The sequence below is a fragment of the Paenibacillus sp. FSL R7-0189 genome, from assembly GCF_037969925.1.
GTDB lineage: Bacteria > Bacillota > Bacilli > Paenibacillales > Paenibacillaceae > Paenibacillus_AQ > Paenibacillus_AQ odorifer.
Map to the genome: position 1 here is coordinate 790,180 of NZ_CP150223.1, position 23,277 is coordinate 813,456.

A 23,277-nucleotide genomic window follows, 5' to 3' on the forward strand; every position below is an offset into this window, starting at 1 on the left:
GGGCTCCTTTGATTCTTCGAATTCTTTTCCTTAGTTTTGTTGATATTACTCAAATGGCCTACCCGTCAATTTCCGAATAGATTTACAGAACCTCTTCCATTCTTTTGGATAAGCATTACTACCATTTATGTGTAGGACTTTATCTTCAAACACGATGTCTAGACTCCAATGTGTTCCATCCAGCGCATTAGGATCGATATACTCATGCTCCCAGCCCAGAATACGGCATTTAGTCAGCTCTTCTCTGAAAATAGCAATACCTTCATTGTCCCTTTGTACAGCCAAACTTGGTTCCAAGCCCCCGTCTTCTCTTACCTCATATGTGATCTTGCCATTTACAAACTCGACTTCAACTATATAGCTCGAACCAAAATATCCCCCAATAGAAGCTGTGATCTGTTTGATATTTACGTATTCTGTTATCATGTAACCCACCCCTCGGGTACGATTTCTATGCCGCTTCCATTAATCTTTCTTCTCTTATTAGACCATAGTACTAAGGCAATAGTATGTCAGCGAACGTATGTTCATTTGTAATTTCTTCCTTATTCGTCTCCATTCGACAACCTGGGTCTGAAGTCCTTGTGAAATCAAAAAAAAGACGACCGTAATAGTCGTCTAGCTCTCATGCAACTCATTCTTCTGAACTACCCTCCCGATATCTGCTATACCAAGCAGCCCTCCAGCGAGTGTCATAGGTACCCTCTTTCAAATAGGTAAACTTTATGCCTCTTTGTCTCATCGATGACAAATGCTTGACCATCTTTAAGTCTTCTATCACCCAGAACATACCGCCTTGGTCTCTTAAATCCAGAAATTTGAGGCCTTGAGATTTCAAATATTCCGTCAAGCTGAAGCTGAAACTGGAATTCGACAGAGTCTTCTGCCCTTCAACAACACTCTGGGAATCGCTCCAGTAATGCACTTCCATCCCTGCTGCCGTCTCCAGCACCAGAAGCTCCTGCTCAAATGCCGCTTGTCTTTCTTCTTCTGCATTCCGCATTTCTTCTGTCCAATAGTAGGTCAAATTAGGCTGCTGACTGATTTCTCTAAAGAAAAATTCTTCAGCATCCTCATCTTCGGACTGAATGACATTTGATAGTTCTTCTGCGAAGTCCGCTGAAACTGAAGCAGCCGGAGCCGGCTCCTTATCGAACTCCTGCCATTCCTGTCTAATTCGCGCCGCCCTATTTACTATTGCATCTTTAAGCACAGTCGGCTCGGACTCTCCCGCCTTCATATCCTTCTCCTGCTTGTGAAGTTCACGAGGAATGTTCAGTTCCTCCAACTTTCGGAACAACGGCAGCAGTGCTCTCTCGGGATGCCGGAAGAATTCCCCGCCTCTGATCCGTACGAAGGTCCAACCGAGTCGCTCCAGTATGGATTGCCTGTCCAGATCCTCCCTAAGCTTCTCCACCGGATGCCATTTGTCCCCATCGCATTCCACAGCCAGGCGTTTGCCGCCCCCTTCAATAACCATATCAATCCGGTAGGCTCCCACCTTCCATTGGGGTAGTACTCTATATCCTTCCTGAAGTAAACGACGCATAACCTGCCGCTCGAACTCGGACTCCAATGCAGGCTCATGCTGCTTCAAGGCTTCATCCGCGGCATACGGATTCCGGACATACTCAATTAATCGTTTCCGCAGATCCCCTTCTTTAAGCTGAGTTGAGGTATCGAGCGAATGAATCAGCCATAATTGGTCACGGGCTCGGCTAACTGCTACGTTATAGCGCTTTTTAGTTCGATTTCCAGGATCTGAGATTAGACGCAGGGGTACAAATTCTTCTGATGCGTCGACCATGGATAAGAAAATAACATTGCGCTCATCGCCCTGAAACTGAGCAGAATTGCCGCAGCGTATCTTTCGCCGCTTATATTCCGTGGCTGGTATATGCTTTTGCAGATACTGGTCAATCAGAATAGCTTGCTCTTCCCCAAGCAGGGTAATCACCCCAAAGGTGGCGTCCTTATACTCTTCCTGCTCAATGGCGGAAAGAATGAGCGAAGCAACAGCCTGCGCTTCCACCTCATTCCGTTTATTATTTCTGCTTCCGTTCTCTACACGGTACTCAACAGTGTAAGGCTTGGTCGACACCCCGCTTGCATCTCTAAGAGGAAGAATGGAACCATTATAGGATAAGCTGTTGCTGAACTGAATAATCGGTTCTACACAGCGGAAATGTTCCCTGAGTTGCGTCATACCCGCGAAGGACGTTTTGGCCAGATCATAAATCGAAGTGCTCCCATCATAAAGAGCAGAGTTAGGGATACCTTCCAGGTGGGCATCCATCAGCCTTCTCGTCTCTTCTAACCGCTGCCCGATTGCTTCTGGACTCACCTGTTCATCATCACCCACAACAACAATTTGCGTACCCAAATAGAGCGCCGTCAGTGCCATAATATCTGCCTGACTGGCTTCATCCACTATAACTACATCAAAATGGTTCTCTGAAGGGTTGAAACTGTCAACCACTCTATAAGTGGGCATAATCCAGACGGGAACAGCAGTCTGACAGATCGGCATAAGCTTTCGAGCCTCAGCAAGAAGATGCGGTGCCGATTTCCCGGTCCGTTTGCCTGCTTTTTTCATTAACAGCTTCCAGCCGTGGAGAGCATTCTGCTGCTTAAGCGTAGTTTTCCCCGCGAGCGCGAGCCAAGCCTTTTTCTCGACCAGCTGCAGAGTGACCGATTTAAATTGTTTACGAATTTCCACCAGTTCTTCCTGGAGCAGCTGGGTAGAGATAGCCGCTCTTTGATCTAATTCCATATCCAATTGTTTAAGCAGCCAGATCGCTTGAGTTTCACTTGGAGCATGAAGTTCTCCGTGAACTCCACTCCTGTTCCTAACCGCCTGTGCCCAGTCGGGAGCGCCTTCTTGTAACTGCTGTAGCCATTCTTGTCTTTGACGGATCAGTGTGCTTTTCTCCCATAATTGCTGCAACGCGCGATAAGATTCTCCATACATCTGCTGATCCAGCTGCACAATGCTTTCCTGCAGGCGACTTGATATCCATGAGCGGGAATCTGCCAGAGACTGAGCGGTCTGCTCCAGTTCCTGGATACGGCGGTTGACTATCTTCCATCTCTCTGCATGAACATATGAATTTATGATGTCAGGAAGCTCTTGCTCTACCAATTCCTGCAGATGAAACCAATCTGCATGCTTGCCTAATGGGAGCGGCTTAGAGTTAACCAGTTCACTCCACAGAAGTCCTTCGTTCTCCAGGACCTCAAGCGAAGGATTGAAGCTTGATTGTCTCCAGTCCAACAGGCCACAGATTTCCTTCTGAATATTCTCCATATACTCTTCGGGCTCCGACCCAAATTCGGCAAGATCATAACCTCCTCGGTCGGTTACCTGCCGTTTCCAACGAGTCATCGACTTAGAACGCTGAGTTTGATAATCAATGACCGTCAGCAGGGCATCAAGATAGGAGACATCCAGCTCATCGATCTCCTTGCCAGACGGAACAATAAGTTCACATACCTTCTTCCACTGCCGCTTAAGCAGCAACTGTAGCGAAGTCAGTTTCCCTCCATTTTCCAGATGCCTCTTTATTTCATTCAGGATAGCAGGCAAAGGCTGCAAATCGCTTTCAGTTAAATGTTCAAATCCATATTTGTATCTGGCTGTTCTCGCTGTACGGTATAACTTAAGCCACTCCTCTACTTCTTCCAGCAATTCAAGCCAGTCATTCTTTTCATGCTCCTTGGTAAAGATCAGATCAAGCTTCCAATCCTCTAGGTTACTTATAGCCATCGTTTGACGCAATTGAATTAAGGCAGTGAAGAGTTTATCCGATGGTACTTCCATGTTAGTTGCCCAATAAGGTATATGCTTATTCTTATCCGCACTTAGCAGCTCCTGATGTTCTTGGACAAGTTCATTAAATTTATCAGGAGTGAAGAACATTTCTGCTCGAATGGATAGATATTTGAATTCATTCTCATCTTCCTGTGTAATCTCTACAGAGCTTAAATATAGGCTATCCAGTTCAGAAGGAGTAAGTGGAAAAGCCTGTCCTGCGACAATCTTCCCAGGGATTAAGTCCATCGTTTCCTGCCCGGCAGAGATCATCTTCGCCGCTCTGGAAGGGTCAAATTCAGAACCCCAGAGTACAATTGGTCGATAGTCACTCTCTCTAGAGATTCGAAGATTGCTGTTAATTTCTGTGATCTGCTCTAGAATAGATTGGCGTTTGGCTGAGAGAACGGCTATTTCCTGCTCCGTCTGTTCCAATGATATCGAACTCAAAGTCGATGTAATTGTATCAATGGAGTTCTCCAGTTGTTTCTGTCCGCTGACATCGTCCAATATGCTGACGCAAAGATTTTGAAGTGGTCCAGCCACTTTATCACGTAGAACGGCCAGTGCTCTAGAGGTATGGCTAGTTACCAGCACACTTTTTCCCTCCGCCAAAAAATGACCGAGCAGATTGGCAATGGTATGCGTCTTCCCTGTGCCCGGTGGCCCCTGTACCAGAACCGAGCCAAACCGGCCCAGCTTCAGGGCAATATCCAACTGCTCCGAATTTGCCTCTTTGGTGAAAAGAATCTCTTCGTTCTCTCCATTAACATTCAAATTGGAATATGAAAAAGCACTTTCACCCTGAGGTGCCGTTCCTGTGTCAATTCCAGTAATTCTGGCTATCGCCTGTGGAAAATCTTCTCTTTCATTCAAATCCTTAATGATTTCTTCAATCGCATGATCGAAACCAACGGAACGCTTGCGTAAAAAAATAACAGGCTCTCTCCGAATGTACACTACCTTATTCTCCTGAGTTAAAGCTGCTGTTTCGCTACCATAAGGCATAAACAGCGCTTTAGCAGACAAGTAGCTCGATACTTTTTTCAGATAATTATCCGTACCCTCATATCCCAGGGGCGAACAAGGAACCTCCAACAAATCATCAGCGCATTTCTTAAGAGATTGTGCACTAACTTCAAGCGTATCCCTGAATAAAGTACTATGGAACTCGGGCTCATCTTCAGAAGCAATCAGCATAAACTCCGGCACATCCGGATTAAAAACCAGCTGTACTTTCTGTAAGAGCACCGGATGGTGTATAATCTCCGGCTGCAACTCCCAGTGTAATATCCCATCACCAATCATTAGTTCCACAGAATCCCTTTCACGATCAATCCATGAAGAGAGCATGTACAAATCCTCGAACAGCTTAATAGTTCTGCGTACAGGCCATTCGTTTGTTTTCCACTCCTCACGTTCCTGAATCCATTCCTCCCAGATCTGCACTCTTTCTTTATCCTGATCGAAACGTTCCTGATACGCTCCATACTCCTCTAAATCCTCTTGCTCACGGTAGCTTTCCAAACTTTCAATTCTATCCGGCTGCGTCTGAATTTTCTCCCAATCCGGCTTCAACCAGCGCTTGAGCAGCAGTGGTGGTTTCGGGCAAGGGGTTGGATCTGGTCTCTTAACTGTTAGCAGGACATCAGGAATCAGATCCTCTATACGTTCAGAAGGGCTTATTCCGGCCAAAAATTCACAGATTATATTGGAATGGGCTGGTACATCCGAAAAGGATTGCGACCATAAATGACCAGAAATTCGCTTGATTACCGGCTGTTTCAGTTGATGCATAGCCTGCAGATAGGAAAACACTTGAATAAGCTTTTGTTTAGCGGTGCTGCGCTGATCCTCGCTGGTTTCCATAAAAAGTCCTTCCTTCTTCCTTTTGCGACAAAAGTCCTGTTTTTGAAACTATTATAATATAACGGCCTGTATTAAAATACCAGTATTTTCTCATTACGGTTTTAATCTTACATATAATTCAAGAAAACCCGATTCAACCGCGTGAAGTCGCAGATGAAGTCGGGTTAGGGAGTTTCAAATGATTTTGAAAAAGCTCTTTTTCACTACTGAATTGGCAGTTGGATTGATCCGTTAATTTATCTTAGAACTTGATATCTTCTATAATATATTCGCTAAAGGGTACATACAAACTTTGAGCAGAGTGTTCATGTTCAGCCTTCGGGTGTGTATTTATCCCTAGATATTATCATTCGTAATATCGCAATTAACTCACAAAAAACTCAGTATAACTATACCCTTCCCTCGTTTTCTTCACCTCCAGGATTGCCGGTATTGCGCTCTTCAGCTCCTGGACATGTGAGATCACACCAATCATTCGACCGGACTGTTGCAGGTCAATCAGAGTATCAATAGCCTTGTTCAGAGACTCTTCGTCCAGTGAACCAAAACCCTCGTCGATGAACATGGTTTCTAGTGAAACCCCACCATCATAGGCTTGAATAACATCTGCCATTCCGAGCGCTAGACACAGCGAAGCATTAAACTTTTCTCCACCGGATAATGTCTTCACATCCCTCAGTTGACCGGTATAATTGTCATACACATCAAATCCAAGGCCACTTTGCCTGCCGCGTTTCTCCATACGGTCGCTGCGGACAAGGTAGTATTGTCCTCCGGACATTTTTTGTAGCCGATGGTTTGCATTGTGAATAATTTTATCTAAAAACTCAATTTGCAGATAGCGTTCGAAGGAGATCTTACTACTATTTTCTCCACGCACAACATCATACAAATCTTTCACGACTTGGTACTCACGTTCAGCCTCTTGGCAGCAACGCTCAGCCTCAAGAATATTCGCCTTAAATTCCAAGCCTTTATCAAAGTTATTCCCGGCTTGGATAGACTCCGCGCGAACGATATCAATAGATTGTTCCAGATCATCTAGAAGCTTCTGCATGGTGGCAAGATCTTGACGTTCTTTACCTGTCAGCGTGAAACTTAATTCCTCAATTTGCTTGGTTACCGATGCCAATGAGGCATTGTGCATTTCAATCTGATTCTTCAGCTCAGCTTGAGCACTATTGCTCATCTTCGCTGCTTTATAGCTTTCTTCTGAAGCGAACCCAGCCTGTTCTAACGCTCCGAGGTAGCTTTGAAGAGCCTTGCCTTTATTGGTAGTCGCTTCACTTTTCCCATTCTCAGCATTGATTCGGCTTGCAGATGCCTTGATATTCCGTTCGTTCGCTTCCTGGTATTGACCCTGTGCTTGCTTCCACGCGCTCTCAAGTTGTCTATTGTTAACCTCTGCACTCTTGATATGCTGTTCTAATTTTCCGAGACTACGTACTTCTTCTGGCAAGCTGGATAAAGATTGATCAAATAATGCTTTCTCAGTTACATATTCTGTATTTTTGCTATTGAACAAATACAGCGTATGTTCCTTTTGTTTACGTTTCTCCTCCAATTTGCTGTCCAGTGTATCTAGTGATTGCTTGAGTGGAGCCAACATCGAATTATCTTCTTTCAGTTGCTTCTCCTCTTCAACCAGTGCCTTTCCCTCTATTTGCAGATCAGCATAAACACTCTGAATCCGTTCTAACGGATATCCCAGTTCAAGCAACTGTTGCTGTTTCTCTTTAATCTGCTGTTCAGTAGTTGTGAGCTTCGCCTTTACTTCTAGGTGTTTTTTTTCAAATAAAGATTTCTCCTTACGCATCCGTTCAAGCTCTTCTTTGGTAGGAATGTCACCGGTGGCAGCAGCTTTTTGGGGATGGTCAAGACTTCCGCAGACCGGACATAACTCACCATCATGAAGATGACTTGCAAGCAATCCTGCTTGTCCTTCAATCCAGCGTTCCTCAATTGCAGAATACGCCTGATTCGCTTGTTCAAATGACCCTTTATTCTCTCTTTCTTCTGCTTGTTCTATTGTAAGTTTGTCTAAAAGGCCGAGATATTCTTTCATAGTTACAGCCTGCTGTCTTAACTGGCTAAGCTTCTCAGTCTTTGCCGGCAAATGAAGAACCTTATCTTCCAGTTCCTTAACTTGCGCTGCTTTAGAGAGTCGATCGCTCTGCTTCTTCTCCAGCTCAACAATTGAGCCGTTCAGCTGCTTAGACAAGGTATCCACTTCTATCGTAAGCTTCGTGACTCGTTGCTGTCTCTGGTCAATCTCTTTTACTGCCGGGAGATATCCTTGAAGCCGATCCAGTTCACGTAAAGATTGATTCCGTAATTCTTCCTTTCCTTCCTCCTGCTTATAGAGAGCAATAGCCGTATTGAGGGCAGTTTCAGCCTGCAGGCATTCTGTAAGCGCAGCTTCGAGCAACTCGCTTTTACGAATTAGTTCATCCGTCATTTCAATATTATGTTGTTCATAGACCTGAAGGTGAACCGCTTGCTCTGCCAGAGACAGCTGCACTATCTGCTGTTTGATAACATCCTCTTGTGCTACTAGCTGTTGCTTTACTTCAGATTTCTGATCTAACAGATCAAATTGTACATTCACCGCTAGTGCTTGATGATAAACAGCCGTATGTTCTTGGGATTTAGCCATTTCAGCTTGCAGCAGCAGCTTCTTTTCTTTTAGTTGCACAGTATAATATTCAATCTCTTTATCCAATGCTTCAAGCACTTGATAAGTATTGTAGTTCTCCTGCTCAAAAACCTTGTATAAGTCAGAGACTTCACGCCCGCCTAGAGCACCTTTCACATTACCGATATGATATTCCAGCATCTTCGCTTGCTCCGAGCAAATTTGCTGCATGTCCTTGCGTTGTTCATTCAAATGGTCCGTTACCTGTTTATATAACCCAGTCTTAAAAATCCGGCGCAAGATCTCTTCCTTGTTCTCTGTCTCTGAGGTGAGCAGCTTGCGGAATTCACCCTGTGGCAGCATAACGATCTGACTAAACTGCTCCTTAGTGAGTCCAATAAGTCCGCGAATTTTCTCATCTACCTGAGACACGATAAAACGATCGACAATGGGGACAGCCTGTCCGCTGCTGATTTCGTAAAGTTCATAGCTGTCTCCTGTGGCGCTAATGTTCTTTGCCTTCTTATGGGCCAACTGCCGAAATACACGATACGTCCGACCTTTCAGCTCAAATTCCAAATCAACAGAAGTGTGGAACTGGTCATCGGCGAAATGGCTCCGGAGCATCTTGTTATCATTTCTGTCTTCACCACTTGCATCTCCGTACAAAGCGAAACAGATCGCGTCAAAAATCGATGTCTTTCCGGCCCCCGTATTCCCTGATACGACAAATAACCGGTGCTCTTTAAGCTCGGAGAAATCAATAACCTCTGTATCCTTATACGGCCCGAACGCCGTCATTGTCAGCTTCAACGGTCTCATAACGCTCACCTTCTTTCTCCAGGATCTCCTGCAGCGTTTCGATAAACAACTTCTCTGTATCTGGCGATAGCTCTGTTCCTCTTACGTCTTTATAAAAGGCTTTGAACAGCGACAGCCCATCCATCTTTGCTCGTCCTTCAACCACTTGGGGTTCCCCAATCAATCCTGGGATCGTCATCTTTCGTTCTACATGCATAGCGTTTGGATAGACCGAGCGTACCCGTTCCATTGGCGATGACACCAACGCTTCATCCAGCAAACGGACGAAAACATAATCCTCATTGATGACATGACGCTCAATATCTGCGATAAAACCTTCGACTGTACGCATATCACGTCGTGGGGTCAGCAATTTTCGTTCAATCGTTGTGTTTCCATGCTGATCTAGGTGGACAATTAAATATCCCTTGTTATGATGTTCTTCCGAAATCGAATACTTAAGCGGTGAGCCGGCATACCGGACTGTTTCGTTTCCAACATGATGTGCCTGGTGCAAGTGACCTAATGCCGTGTAATGGAATCTATCAAAGTATTCGGAGCTCACATGCTCTGCTCCACCGATAGACAACGGACGCTCGGAGTCGCTAGTATTATCCTGTGCTACACCACCAGGTGTTACAAAAGCATGTCCCACAAAAATATGGCGGGCGTTTGGGTCCATCGTTCTTTTAATATTCTCCGTAATCTTCTGTATGGCATCATTATGTGTTCTAATACTCTCATCACCAAGTAAATAACGTACTTTCCCAGGCTCAGCATAAGGAATGAGATGGAAGTGAATTTCACCATACTCATCATTCAATACTACGGACTCCATGGAGGTAGTAAGTTCTCCAGCGATATGTAGCCCCGAGGCTCTCATAATGCTGCTGCCGAAATCAAGGCGGCTTGGGCTATCATGATTACCCGCGACCGCCAGAACTGGAATTTTCAACTGCAGTATAATCTTCTCGAGCACCTTATCAAGCAACTGCACTGCTTCCGTCGGTGGAACCGCACGATCGTATAGATCGCCTGCGATAATGATAGCATCAGGCTGCTCTGCCTCAATATCCATGATAAACTGTTCAAGGATATATTGCTGATCCTCTGTCATATACACGCCTTGTACCAACTTGCCGAGATGCCAGTCTGCTGTGTGGAATATTTTCATGGTTTTTCGTCCTTTCGGATTGTCTTGTTTCTAAATTGCCTTGTTATTATGTATCTTTATTAAACAAAAGTTCGCTGACAGGAGGTTGTCAGCGAACCTTTGTTCCTATTTAATCAACTCTATACTTTTTAAAATTCTCCGCCTGCTCAAAAATCTCCTTGAATATCTCATCTTTTGGAACAGGGGGGTATCCATTTTCGGCAAGTGTTAAAATCAAGTCAACCTTCAACTCTGCTTTGATGTCATCACGGTGCGCCCAATCTGTATATCTAGCTTTGTCGTCAATGATCTTCTTAATCTCCTGCGAGAGCTTTATAAGTTTATCGTGTGCGTAATCAAATTTATATTTCTCCGCAATTGCTTTCAGAATATCGTAGAACGCTTTTTCTTCGAAATCAATTCCTAGATCTTTAAAAGAATTCCGCTCCTTCACAAGTTCTGCAAACAAATTTGCGAATTGGTCTGCAACATCGTCCAATACATCGCTTTGCATTGCTTGAAAGTCTTTTCTTTCATTATATAGATCAATTAATTTCTTTAATCTCTTCGAAAAATCCACACCTTGTACTCTATTAGTTTTCTTAAACTCTTCGATTGCTTTCGCCAATAATTTTTGCAACAGCTTAATTTTAGTATTTGGTAACTTAATCTTATCAATCTTCGCCATATACTCGTCGCTGAATAAATCCACATTATTCTTAGGGTCATTTTTATCAAGTGTAAATATTTCTTCAATACCTTCACTTATCAATGCTTCCTGAATCATCTGTCTTACTTTCTCATTCATCTGCGAACTGTCAGGTGCTCCTCCTACAGTTAGTTTATGAATGATAGATTTGATAGCAAAATAAAAGTGTATGTAATCTCTTTCGATTTGGGTGATGTCTTCGCTGGAACAACATAAATTGTACGCAGATCGAAGTTTTTTTACAATCGCTATGAAACGTTTTTCTAGTTCATTGGTTTGTTGAGCAAATTCAGCTGCAAGGTTTAAGCATTGAAGTTGTTGTAATGGTGTTCCCTTAAAATAAGTAGTACTATCAAATTTGTGAAAAAGCCTAGACAGCAAGTCTAACTGGTCTTTTACAATTACTACAGCTTTGTCAGTACCATCAAAATTATCACCATCTACCACACCATACTTTCTCAAAGCCATATTCATATTACTTTTAATACCAATGTAATCAACTACCAATCCCATTTCCTTGCCTTCATAAACACGGTTTACTCGGGATATTGTTTGAATTAAGGAATGTTGTTGAATAGGTTTATCTATATAAATGGTGTCTAAAAATGGTACGTCAAAACCAGTAAGCCACATATCAACAACAATGGCTATTTTGAAGTTTGATTTTTCGGCTTTATACTGTCTATCTAGTTCTTTGCGGTAATCTTTTGTGCCCAACAATTTATATAACTTTTCTTCGTCATCCTTATCCCGTGTCATTACCATTTTAATCTTCTCAATGGGTTTTATTTCCTGTCTCTCTTTTTCAGTAAGCACTACGCCCGCATCACTTTCTCTAATCTCTGCCCATTGTGGACGTAAGGCAACTATCTGTTTATATAAATCGTAAGCAATCGTCCTGCTAGAAGCCACGAACATTACTTTACCTTTTACAGTTGCACCTTCTTCAATTCGCTTCTCATAATGCTCCACAAAATCTTCTGCCACTAATTCCAAGCGTTTAGGATCTCCAAGAATAACATCCATTTGTGTTACCGCTTTTTTACTTTCTTCTATTTGAAGTTCGTTTGCCCCATCCGCTTCACATTTCTTATAATATTCTTCAATTTCTTTTAGTTTAGCCTCGTTCAAATTCACCTTGGCAGCTCTTCCTTCATACACGATCCTTACGGTAATTTCGTCATAAACCGATTCCTTCATTGTATAGGAATCTTCTACATCTCCAAAAACATCCATAGTTGCATCTATTGGGGTTCCTGTGAAACCTACATAAGTGGCATTGGGTAACGAATCATGTAAATGCTTAGCAAATCCATATTTCTTTTCCACGCCATTTTTAGTAATTTTAATTTTTTGGTCAAGATTAATCTGCGAACGATGTGCCTCGTCTGAAATACAAATCACATTTGTTCTATCGGTAAGCAAGTCGATGTCTTCATTAAACTTATGAATTGTAGTTAAGAAGACCCCACCACTTTTTCTGCTTTGTAAATAAGTTTTTAATTCAGCACGACTCTCGACACTTATTACTTGATCATCACCAATAAAGCCCTTCGCGTTAGTGAACTGCCCTGAAAGCTGGTCATCCAAATCAGTTCTGTCCGTTATAAGAACAATTGTGGGACTATGAAAGTGTACACTTCGCATTAATATTCTTGTGAGGTAAAGCATAGTGAAACTCTTTCCGCACCCTGTCGCTCCAAAATACGTACCGCCTTTCCCCGTTCCTTCTGGTTTCATATTTCGCTTAATACTATCAAACAATTTGTTGGCAGCATAATATTGCGGATAGCGAGGAATAATTTTCTCGTCTTTAGTGCTCGTATCAGGAAAATATATAAAATTACGAACTATATCGAGCAAACGTTTTTGGTTAAACAAACCTTTTACCATTGTAAAAAGTGAATCAATACCATCCTTATCCAAGGATTCGTTACCTTCAGTTTTACGCCAAGCATAAAAGAAATCATATGGAGCAAATAATGATCCAGCTTTGTTATTTACGCCATCGCTAATAACACAAAGAACGTTATATTTGAATAGCTCTGGAATATCTCTTCGATATCTCACTGTAAGCTGGGTATAGGCATTTTTAATAGTAGTGTTTTCTTTAATAGCACTCTTAAATTCTAACACTACTAAAGGCAAGCCATTTACGTAGACAATAGCATCAGGAATGCGCTTTTCATAACCCTGTATTTCTAATTGATTGACTATTTTAAATAAATTATTTTCTTTAGTTTCAAAATCAATCAATTGAATAAACAAATCCTTTTTGCTACGGTTATCCCGTTTGAAAACAAAACCATCGGAGATTTTTTTTATTATGGCTTTGTTACTATCATATAATGCTGAAGAAGGTAATACTTCCATTTCACGGATGATACTTTCGATTTCATTAATCGTAATTTCATCATCAGAATAGCGATCACGTAAAAATGTTCTTATATCTTCACGAAGGAGCACGTCACTTATTTCCTTATGAATGTACATACCATTTTGGTGATTGTAGTCTTCAGTTTCGAATAGCTCTATTACTGCACGTTCTAGAGATTCTTCTGTGAATTTCATAGGCTATCCTCCAGTGTTGCAAGTTTAGATAAAAGTAAATTCCTTAACTCATTTAAAAATTCGTTTTCCTTTTTCTTCTCTTCCAGAAGATCCATAATTGACTGAACTTTAGACTCAAAATAAGTAACAGTGTTTTCTTTAGGCTGTAAAATTAATAATTTCTTTAACTCAGATAGTTTTATACCTAATACTGTTGTGCCTGTTGAACGTCCTTCCATTTCTCTTTTAGCTGTGGGAGTTTGTAGCCAAAAGTACAAAAAAACACCACTTGATTTTGTTTTATCAGCACGAATCGCAAATAGACGCTGACTTATAATATAATCTCTTCTTTTGGCGATATATAACAATTCCCCCATTGGCGCTTCTGAGGTCATAATCACATCACCAATTTCAAGGGGATCTTTCATCCATTCTTTAAATGTGGTTTTATCCGCATATCTAATAGTGTCATGTTTAACAATCATCCCACCATTAACGTTCATTGCCGAAATTACAGGATGGACAAATAAGTCATCTTTTAAATTCAACTCCATTAAGGATTTACTTTTTCCCCGATGAGAAATAATTAATTCAACTATTTCTTCCAGAATTCCTACTCTCCAACCTTTCGGAATATCCGTATCCAATTCCAGATTATGCTCCATTTCCCCACCGTTAGATTTGTAGGGCTTTCCATTTTCATCTGGAAATTCAAAATCAACAAACCATTGCTTGTAAATAGCCTGTGCGGTTTCTTCTAATTTTTGAATAAGCTTTTTATTTAGGTTTATTCTCTCCACCAGAACATTGTATTCCTTTACAATTTCTTTTTGCTTGGTGATAGAGAGAACGGGGAGTTGCATGTTGCAAAAATCTTTCCAATTCAACCCTCCTCTAACATCAGCATCTGTATAAAACCAAGTATTTCTATCAAATTCTTTGCGTAAAAACCACATCATTAAATACTCTGGGTCAAGGACTTCTTTATCTATAATTCCAAATACATTATATGCTGGTGAAACAATTACATCCTCAGCCTGTTCTGAAAGAGCGACAGGCAATCGTTTATCTCTGCCTACGTGCATTCTATTACAAGCAAATTGTCCGTTCTTAACTATCTTATATGCAGTCATATCTGTACCTACAACATTGGCTACTGATGGCATAAAAAACTTATCAATGTTTATACCTAACAATTTATTCACATTAAGTTCAGTATTCCGGACATTTACTTCTTTAATGTAATCCCCAAGTCGTTTATAATTTGATTTCATAGCCTAACTCCTTAAACACAGTTAGTAAATCTTTTTTTGAACTCTCCTCGGCTTTCAGCAAGTCGAAGAATTCGATTTGTAATGATGCCATTCTCTCATCAAACTCAATATTCTCATCACGATTTATAAACTCAATATATTTACTTGGTACTAACGAAAAGTCTTTTTTAGCAACCTCTTCAAGCGTCGCACTATAACAAAACTCTGCGATATTTTGATACTTTTTTTCATAATCAACTTGTTGCCATATATGATAAGTATTACTAATTTTATTAATATCATCTTCGGAAAATTGAACGAACTTTTTCTCAAACGGAATACCCAGTTCTCTCAAATCCATAAACAAAATTTCATCGATACGATTGCGATATTTTTTAAGAATTCCGTTTTGTTCAATGGTTCGATTTTTTTTGTTTCTGTTTAATATCCAAAGAGTAACGCTTATATTGGTTGTATAAAACATATTTTGTGGCAATACCATGATGGCCTCCACCAAATTATTTTCGATCAGCTTCCTACGTATTTTATACTCAGCTCCGCCTCCACTCAGCGCACCATTCGCCAACAAAAAACCAGCTACACCATTCTCAGATAATTTAGAAGCCATATTTAAAATCCATGCATAGTTTGCATTTCCTGTGGGAGGCAAATCATAACCAGCCCAACGTGGGTCATCTGTTAGTTCATCATCTGCTCTCCATTGCTTTTGGTTGAACGGAGGATTTGCCATTATAAAATCAGCTTTCAGATCCTTATGTTGGTCTTTAAAAAAAGTATTCTCAGCCATATCGCCCAGGTTAGCAGATATCCCCCTTATAGCAAGGTTCATTTTAGCCAGTTTATAAGTGGTTGCAGTGTATTCTTGTCCGTAAATAGAAATGTCTTTTTTATTTCCGTGGTGCGCTTCAATAAATTTCACGGATTGAACAAACATACCACCCGATCCACAAGCTGGATCATAGATTTTACCCTTGTATGGCTCAAGTAGCTCAGCAATAAGATTGACTATACTTTTAGGAGTGTAGAATTCACCCTTACCTTTTCCTTCTGCCAATGCAAACTTACTAAGGAAATATTCATAAACACGCCCAACAATATCTTGCTGCTTGTCTTTAAGAGTGTCAATATTATTTATTGTGTCAATTAAGGAAGCAAGTTTACTTACTTCAAGAGCCAAGCGTGAATAGTAGTTATCAGGCAAAGCACCTTTTAGTGAGGGATTGTTTTTTTCAACAGTGAAAAGTGCAGTGTCAATTTTCAAAGCAATATCTTCTTGCTTCGCATTTTCTACTAGAAAACTCCACCGAGATATTTCAGGTAAGTAAAATACATTATTCATTGTGTAGAACTCTACCATATCTATGTATTTTTCTTTTCCTTCCGATATCAATTCTTCTCTACGTTCTTCAAATTTATCACTTGCGAATTTAAGAAATATAAGACCTAATACAACGTGTTTGTATTCAGATGACTCAACTGAGCCACGTAATTTATTAGCAGAATCCCATAGGGTTTCTTCGATACTATTTTCTTTTATTTGCTTATTTGTAGCCATTCTAAACTCTCCTTTTTTTTCTTACTGAACCTTAATACTGAATAGTGAAAATCTTAAAAATCCGACTTCGATAACCATCCTGAGATCCGTCTCCAAATCATTTTATACTTAAGTCTTTACATCGATTTTTTCAGCTAGCATTCTCCTATTTAAATAGTTTCTCCTAGATTCCAACTCTCTTCATTATTAGGATTGAACCGTTGATATTTAACAGGGGTAGAATGGTTCTGCCAGTAGCGAATTCCATATTTCCCTCCTCTTCCACCCTCTTGATCAAAATAAAAGTACAAATTATCCTCAGGTCTTTCAATGCCGTCTCTTGCCAATTGTGCCCGTTTAGTAACTATAGAATAGGGAACAGAAATAAGATAACACCAATCTGGATCCCGTGTTGGGGTTCCGTATGTCCTGGCGATAATAAAATGATATTGATGTATGCCTTTCGGCATTAAAACTTTATCTTCGAAATTCATGAACTCACTCGGTTTATAATTTGCAGATGTTTTAGGCTCGTGTTTCTTCAAGCTACTATGTTCTCTCCCTGAGACAAAGATAGCATAATCCTCACCAAGAATATATCGCGATCCTTCAGATACTACTTCCTTACTTTGAGAATCAAACCAACATCGAGCAGCAGTCTTAGCAACCTTACTTTCGAATGACATATTCTATAACCTCCAATAGAGAGATAACTCTTAAAGTTACTCACAAAAAATTCCCACACCATTATTATTATACTATTTCTCTAGTAGGACGTACTCATTCCCATGCAAGAAATAAAGCCCCATTTCTTTCACCCTTAACCCAAACCTCTCCAACTCTTTCCGATAAGCCATAATCTGCGGCTTATAGAACTCCAGAAACGTCGTCTGCTGCCCTTCTTCATACACATCCGTTTTAAAATCGACAACTATCCAGCCGTCCTCTTCTTCAAAGAGGAAGTCAATAACGCCTTTCAAATACAGCGTCGTTGCTGTGGAACCTGCTGTCGAAGCTTCACTCTCCAGATCCATATCTGTCCTAACCGTACGCAGCGGCAACTCATGAATCCGCCGCTTCGCCGCTAACGCACGTATCCATAACGGATGATTTACAACATCATCCAGCATCTTATGAACATCTGGAATCAGCGCTTCATCCATACCCTCTTCTTCAGCGATCATCCTGATGTGCAGCTCCATCTGCTCGGATTTCGTGCCAGTCCCAAGTAGTTCAATGCAGCGATGAACCACGCTGCCGAACGCCATGCCTCTGCCCGCAAGCGGACGAGGTGGCTGATCGGCTCCGGACTTCGCCAGTTTCGTTACCGAAGTCGTCTGATACGTCGGCTGTGTCAGCCGACTTCGCCACTCACGGCCCGTCACTTCATCTTGCACTTCGTCGTGCAGAACTTCATAACGTGAAGGCACTTCAGACATAACCTCAGGATCCTCCAGCTCTCTATCTTCCTGAATCCCGCTATCGAAGCTGCTCCACGGATCAATCGCCGGTTTGTCAGGATATCGGCTAATGATCATAAGCTGCTTGGCGCGGGTAGCGGCGACATATAACAGCCTTTCCTTCTCCGCATTCATGTACAATCGTTCCCGCTCAGCGAGTTCTTCCCAACCTGGAGGATGAGCAATCACATCCTCTTGATATCCTCTTCGCCGCGTAATGCTGAAATATCCGCGTGCGGAATCCCCCGTCCGATCCACGTGCTCTGCGGCATCATGATCGGACTCTCCGCATGGACAAGCCAGGATAACCACAGGTGCTTCAAGCCCTTTGGCCTTATGAAGGTTCATGATGCGAACAGCATCCTGCTCACCTGCGAACAGATCTCCGCACTCCAGCTTCGCTTCTTTTACGACCCGCATTAGATACGAACTCAGTTCCGGCCAGCTTGCTGCGACCGAACTTTCCTTGTGCAGCAGATGCAGGAGCTTGATCAATGTGCCGGCACGCGCCCGGCCGGTCTGACGAAGGGCTGCGAGGGGAATCATCCCCAGATCCTCTATGATATATAACAGTGCAGATAATGCCGGCATCTTACGAATCATATCCGCATATTCAGCAAGTCGTACCAGCGCTTCATATATCGGCAGCGCTATTGTCCCGACTTCTGCCTGATTAGGTAGAATAGTATAAGTGATCGGGAATCCCTCCATTTTATAATGGAAGAGTGCATTATCGCTGACACTGAATAACATTCCCTTCAGCACAGCTAGCAGGGAAACGTGATCTCTAGGGTCGTTAAGACAAATTGCCAGCACAGCAAGAGCATCGATTTCTTCGTAAATCGCCGAACTTCCAGCCGTAACAGAGGGAACTCCATACTGCTCCAGCTTTGCGGCGTAGAGATGCAGGAAATCTTTTCGTTTCAGCAGTATCAGGAAATCACTCGGAGTTGCATCCCTTACAAGAAAACTACCGTCACTTCCCGGCTGCTTCTCCTGAATCTTCAATTTGCCGCTGCAAGCCCAGGCAATATAACGAGCGGCCCGGTCTGCATCTGCTTCGGCAATCGCCGCCTGGCCTCCAGCCATTTTCGCATGAGTCATTGTGTAGACCCCATGCTGTACACCATTCTCCGGATTAGCCGTTCGTGTATCCATATGTACAAAAGCCGCTTGATGTTCAGATTCAGCCTCTGGAAACCGGGCATTAAATTCATCATTTGTGAATTGACCAAGATGGTGGATTGAGCGAAAGTTCGCACTTAGCTGCAGGACCTCACCACAGGAACTGATCTTGTTCTTGACCCAATTATAGGTAGAAATATCCGCGCGCCGGAACCGATAGATCGACTGTTTAGGATCTCCAACAATAAATAAGGAGCCCGGTTTAGGTGTAATCCGTCTCCAATTTGATTCCGTTGGGTCATCCCCTGTTAGCAGAAACATAAGTTCTGCCTGAATAGGGTCGGTGTCCTGGAATTCATCTACGAATAGACGTGTATAACGAGCAGTAAAAAAACGCCGTACATGCTCATACTCACGGAGTAACGCTGTTGCCCGCATCAGCAGATCCTGAAAGTCCAGAACGCCTAGTTCGTTTCGCTTGCGTGCTCCATAATCAACAGCCGGACTGACAAAATCAATCAACTGCGGATATAGATGCTCGCGCCAAGCACCAAGGAAGGGACACAAGACGCGGCTTTGCCATTCCAGGAACATAACTTTATATTCCTTGGCCATAGCACTATCTGTCCATCGATTTAAGGTAACATTGATTTTTCGCTCAAACATTAGGGCAAGCTGCAAAATACGAATATCATTATCAAGTCCGTGTAGTATAAGCATTCTCTTTCCATCTCGAACCATTGTCTGTAGCGCATCCCAGCCTTGTGCTGGTTTCTGTGTAGGAATATATCGACCTGCATCTTCTATCATCTGTGGCAGAGATAAGCGTATAAGGTCAAAGTCAGGTCTAGGAGAGGCAACCGTCTCAATGTGTACATCGGTATAGCCGCATACCCGTTTATATACCTGGCGCAGATCCTCCACGTTTACTTGCAGGGACGCAAGGTCCACCATCCCACCTTCCTGACCGTTCTCGATCAAGCTCACCAGATACTCATCCCAGCATTGGTCCTGCAATAAGCTAGCTTCATCTTCTTCAATCTCACGGAACATGGGATCCAGTCTCGCCTCAATCGGTCTCTCCCTAAGCAGTCTGCCGCAAAAAGAATGAATCGTGCCAATATAGCACCGATCGATCTCCTGTAAAGCCCGCTGCAGCAGAGCCTTCTGCGGCTCGTTCGCCTTACGGATCTGCCGCTCCAGCTCCAGTCTGAACCTGCTTTTCAGCTCATCTGCTGCTTTCCGCGTGAACGTAATGGCTGCAATCTGCTCGGCCACGGCGCTCCCTGACTCAATCAGAGCAATCATTCGGCCAACGAGTGATGTCGTCTTTCCAGATCCTGCCCCTGCTTCCACCATCAATGTCCGGTCTAGTATCTCTGCAATTCGCTCTCTGGCCGTCTGATCATCAACCAAAACGCTCGACCTCCTTGATATGGTGAAGCAATGGAATATTAGATTCTAAATTCCATTTTGCCTTCGTACGTTCTGATTCATTCTTGCACACTACTCCATAATCACAATAGGAACATCGTTTCAACTCTGTAGTTGCGGTAAATGTTCCTGACTCCATCGAAGCTAATAAATGTCCCACTAACTCCGAAAGCTCAGCCGTCTTAGTTTGAACCCGGGATACCTCATCGCCTTTGCCTCGTTCCGTTGGGAAGTAATAGGCTGACTCTACAACACGCGCCTCCGTATCCATACCGGTATGCTTAAGCCACTGTTCAACCGCAACAGCATACAACGCATGCTGCAGTTGCGTCCCCTGTGAGAAATACTCATTCTCGTCATACTTCGCCGGACTGCCTGTTTTGTAATCATAAATTTTGTACAAGTGTGGCTCGATCTCATCAACCCTGTCCACAAATCCCTTCATTCTGATCACCATACCATTATCCAGCCTGACGCTCATGGGTTGTCCGCCTAATGTCAATTCGAGCTCAAAAAAACGTGGCCGTCCCTGAGCTTTCTGCTCCATCTGATAAAAAATGGCGACATCACGTCGCAGCGAATCGCATTCTTTATGAAAGATATGTGGAGTTGGCGGCGGCACCATCGCTTCATACTCACGGATGACCTGCTCTGTGATTTCCTGAAGCCTGTGTTCATCATGTTTAGGCCTATTCTCATTTATAGAACCTGCGGACATTTCTTTCAGATAGTGGTAAAAGATACTGTGAAGCAAGCTGCCTCTGCTAGCTGCATCCAGCCATTTGGAACGATCGAATTCAGCAGTCTCCTTTGCCCTGAGCTTCAGAATCTGAGAAAAGAAAAACCTCTTTGGGCATTCCGCATATCTTTCGAGTTGCGTCACACTCAGGTACGCCTCAGGATTGTTTAGATAACTAACCGTAAAGGTATCCGTAGAGAGCACTCCCTCATATTCTGACAGGGTTCCTTCGTTAATACGCATCTCTGCTTGTTCCAACTTAGCGGCGAATGGAAAGGATTGACGAAGTGATGAAAAGCCATCTTTCAGTTTCCCCTCAGTGTGGAACCGTCCAAGCCAGCGATCCGTCCCATCCAACAAATGCTCTCCATTCGGGTCAATCGACATATATCCAAACGGTCTACCCAGTACCTGTCCTAGTCCAGTCAGATCCATCTGAGAATCGCCCGTTACGATTCTAGCAGCCTGTAATAACGCAAAAGCCGGAATGATTTCCTTCTGCTCTGCTGGATCATAGCTGGAATAGCCCAGCGTAACTTGTCCTGACAACAATCCTAATCGGGTCTCACGTTCACGAATAATATGCTCAGTCCGCTCAGTAGATAAGAGTAACCCCTCCAGACTCCTGCGTTCCATATCCAGTAATACAGGATCCTGCCGGAGCTGTAAGGACCAAGCCTCATTACTCATGCCCAGGATGTACGTCTGAGTTCTTCCCGATATGCCGCCATCTTGAAGCGAAGAGATATGCAGCTTTCCGCAACATGGTCCACTTCCAAAGATATGAATACCCTTTACCATGTCTTTTACATAGCGCAGCGCTCTCTCGCTGGACAACGTACGAGGAGAGACAACCTCCAGCAGCTTCACTTGGTCAATTAGTTCAGTGATAACGAATAAGTCAGCCTCACTGGACGGAACGGTGTGCTTTTCAAGAAAATCTATCAATGCGTGCAAAATCACCATAGGAGTCCACGTCACTTGATGCGAATCAGGCACTTTTTGAAACATTCCTTTAAACGCCCGGTTTAACAACCTGATCGCTTCAGCGTGTCGTCCCTTTAACTCAGCATTATCTGCGGCCTCTAACATGGAATACCGTTGTCTTCCCCAACCAATTCCGCTTTGCTCCAAAGCAAAGATGAGATCAGCCTGATCAACGGGTTCTCCAAGTTGATGAAATGATATATAATCGTGCCGAAGAGCCTTAAGTAAGCACTCTATATCGTAGTTGCATTCCATCCATTCGAGATAAACCAGCGCAGCCTTTCCGACCTTTGTATAAGTAACGGGTAGCCCTTGGGAAAAGGTACAAGGAATATCGAGAGCTTGGCTGAGCGTATATATAGTTGAACTATAAACCTCATAATTAGAAACAACGATCTCCGCGTGATCGAAGGAAGAATCCGTATTGCAGATACGTCGGAATGCTTCCCGAACCTCAGCTAAGATTCCTGTGGCATGGTATAACTGAACAGCAACATGTTCGAAATTCTGTAGGGATGACGGGAAAGCTTCAGTTTGCGGAAGAATGAGCAGTCTATCCCCCGCAATACGCTTCAGCATTTCTTTCTCCACAGAGGAGAACCGCTCCATATCTCTATGGATGAAGAGATGGTTATCCGCTGATCTATCAACTTCTGGTATGTAATCAAGCAGTCCTGCAAAATCAGTAAAGTGATTGTGCTCCAGCCAATGTTCATATAAAGCGAGTAGCTCAGTAATATAGAGACCTTTTTGCTCATATTCAAAAACAGAAATAGAAAGCTCTGAAGAGCAAATACCCGCCCCTCGGAGTTCCACAATCGCGTGGTGAAAGCTTTGAACGATACCTGGGGTAATCATCTCGGCTGGTATATATTTTTCATGACGCGCTGCCATATCAACCATAAGATTCTGGACAACCCAGAACGTCTGTTTTTGATTTAAAAGATGAAGCCCACGTTTCACCAGTTCCGGTTTTGTCCGCTTCACAACGAGTGACCTTAACGTTTCTGTTTCCACACCTAAAAGAGGGCCGTGTTCCTTGGTTATCCGATTCAGCCACTGCTCACCTTGATCATAATGATCCACAAGGAGGACTTTTCTACGAAAGGGATCGTTATTGCATATCTCATACAAATCCGCAAACCAATTATGGTTCAATAGACCCACATCCTTCCTACCTTGTATATTTCGAGTAA

General features: G+C 42.9%; 10 protein-coding genes. All 10 read right to left on the reverse strand.

Annotated elements, in window-relative coordinates; translation table 11 throughout:
* Positions 1 to 45: 45 nt before the first annotated feature.
* The 10 genes from MKY63_RS03370 to MKY63_RS03415 all read right to left on the reverse strand — a co-directional run bounded on the left by MKY63_RS03370 (position 46) and on the right by MKY63_RS03415 (position 23,239).
* On the reverse strand, positions 46 to 426 hold the full coding sequence (locus MKY63_RS03370; RefSeq protein WP_076141151.1) for a hypothetical protein: 381 nt from the start codon (positions 424 to 426) through the stop codon (positions 46 to 48).
* A 208-nt stretch (positions 427 to 634) separates the two neighbouring features.
* On the reverse strand, positions 635 to 5,680 hold the full coding sequence (locus MKY63_RS03375; protein ID WP_076141150.1) for an AAA domain-containing protein: 5,046 nt from the start codon (positions 5,678 to 5,680) through the stop codon (positions 635 to 637).
* Positions 5,681 to 6,044: 364 nt separating this feature from the next.
* The gene (locus MKY63_RS03380; RefSeq protein ID WP_339811529.1) at positions 6,045 to 9,137 is read right to left on the reverse strand and encodes an SMC family ATPase; all 3,093 of its coding nucleotides are present in this window, start codon (positions 9,135 to 9,137) and stop codon (positions 6,045 to 6,047) included.
* Positions 9,094 to 10,290 carry an exonuclease SbcCD subunit D gene (locus MKY63_RS03385; protein ID WP_076141148.1) on the reverse strand — a complete coding sequence of 399 codons (1,197 nt, stop codon included), beginning with the start codon at positions 10,288 to 10,290 and terminating at the stop codon, positions 9,094 to 9,096. The genes MKY63_RS03380 and MKY63_RS03385 overlap by 44 nt, the downstream gene beginning before the upstream one ends.
* Before the next feature lie 109 nt (positions 10,291 to 10,399).
* Entirely contained in the window at positions 10,400 to 13,549 is a 3,150-nt protein-coding gene (locus MKY63_RS03390) for a type I restriction endonuclease subunit R (RefSeq protein ID WP_339811532.1), read from the reverse strand.
* Positions 13,546 to 14,802, reverse strand: coding sequence for a restriction endonuclease subunit S (locus MKY63_RS03395; protein ID WP_076141146.1), 1,257 nt, complete (start codon positions 14,800 to 14,802; stop codon positions 13,546 to 13,548). The genes MKY63_RS03390 and MKY63_RS03395 overlap by 4 nt, the downstream gene beginning before the upstream one ends.
* Positions 14,786 to 16,357, reverse strand: coding sequence for a class I SAM-dependent DNA methyltransferase (locus tag MKY63_RS03400; protein WP_076141145.1), 1,572 nt, complete (start codon positions 16,355 to 16,357; stop codon positions 14,786 to 14,788). Before MKY63_RS03400 ends, MKY63_RS03395 begins: the two co-directional genes overlap by 17 nt.
* Before the next feature lie 149 nt (positions 16,358 to 16,506).
* Positions 16,507 to 17,022, reverse strand: a complete 516-nt coding sequence (locus MKY63_RS03405; RefSeq protein ID WP_076141144.1) for a hypothetical protein — start codon at positions 17,020 to 17,022, stop codon at positions 16,507 to 16,509.
* A 72-nt stretch (positions 17,023 to 17,094) separates the two neighbouring features.
* The gene (locus tag MKY63_RS03410; RefSeq protein ID WP_076141143.1) at positions 17,095 to 20,337 is read right to left on the reverse strand and encodes a UvrD-helicase domain-containing protein; all 3,243 of its coding nucleotides are present in this window, start codon (positions 20,335 to 20,337) and stop codon (positions 17,095 to 17,097) included.
* Positions 20,330 to 23,239, reverse strand: a complete 2,910-nt coding sequence (locus MKY63_RS03415; RefSeq protein WP_076141142.1) for a PD-(D/E)XK nuclease family protein — start codon at positions 23,237 to 23,239, stop codon at positions 20,330 to 20,332. Before MKY63_RS03415 ends, MKY63_RS03410 begins: the two co-directional genes overlap by 8 nt.
* Between the last annotated feature and the right edge of the window lie 38 nt (positions 23,240 to 23,277).